This is a genomic window from Kitasatospora sp. NPDC098652 (assembly GCF_044760155.1).
GTDB lineage: Bacteria > Actinomycetota > Actinomycetes > Streptomycetales > Streptomycetaceae > Kitasatospora.
Window position 1 is genome coordinate 1 of sequence record NZ_JBIWAQ010000071.1, and the last position, 1026, is coordinate 1026.

Annotated in this window: 1 protein-coding gene; it reads left to right on the forward strand. The window is 69.3% G+C overall.

The genetic code is table 11. The features are described 5' to 3' along the window. A partial coding sequence (locus ACIQWA_RS40970) for an NADH-quinone oxidoreductase subunit D (RefSeq protein ID WP_402492296.1) occupies nucleotides 1-1026 on the forward strand: 1026 nt, incomplete at both ends.

Below are 1026 nucleotides of genomic sequence, written 5' to 3' on the forward strand. Positions count from 1 at the left end.
CTGGGTCCAGGGCACCACCTTCGTGACCCGGATGGACTACCTGACCCCGCTGTTCAACGAGACCGCCTACTGCCTGGCGGTCGAGAAGCTGCTCGGCATCACCGACGACGTCCCGGACCGGGCCGGCGTCATCCGGGTGATGATGATGGAGCTCAACCGGATCGCCTCGCACCTGGTCTGCCTGGCCACCGGCGGCATGGAGATCGGCTCCACCACCCTGATGATCTACGGCTTCCGGGACCGCGAGCTGATCCTGGACGTCTTCGAGCTGGTCACCGGCCTGCGCATGAACCACGCGTACGTCCGCCCCGGCGGCCTGGCCCAGGACCTGCCTCCCGGCGCCGTCGACCAGATCCGCGAGGCGGTCCGCACCTTCCGCTCCCGGATGCACGAGTACGACAAACTCGCCACCGGCAACCCGGTGTTCAAGGCCCGGCTGGTCGACGTCGGCTTCCTGGACCTGGCCGGCTGCCTGGCCCTGGGCGCCACCGGCCCGATCCTGCGCGCCACCGGCCTGCCGCACGACCTGCGCAAGACCGATCCGTACTGCGGCTACCAGGACTACGACTTCGAGGTCGCGGTCGCCGACACCGCCGACTCCTACGGCCGGTTCCTGATCCGCCTGGAGGAGATGAAGCAGTCCCTGCGGATCGTCGAGCAGTGCCTGGACCGGCTGCGCCCGGGCCCGGTCATGGTGGCCGACAAGAAGATCGCCTGGCCGGCCCAACTGGCCGTCGGCCCGGACGGGATGGGCAATTCGCTCGACCACATCCGCAAGATCATGGGCACCTCGATGGAAGCCCTGATCCACCACTTCAAGCTGGTCACCGAGGGTTTCCGGGTCCCGGTCGGCCAGGCGTACGCGGCGGTCGAGTCGCCCAAGGGCGAGCTGGGCGTGCACGTGGTCAGCGACGGCGGGACGCGCCCGTACCGGGTGCACTTCCGGGACCCGTCGTTCACCAATCTGCAGACGATGGCGGCGATGTGCGAGGGCGGCCAGGTCGCCGACGTGATCGTCGCGGTGGC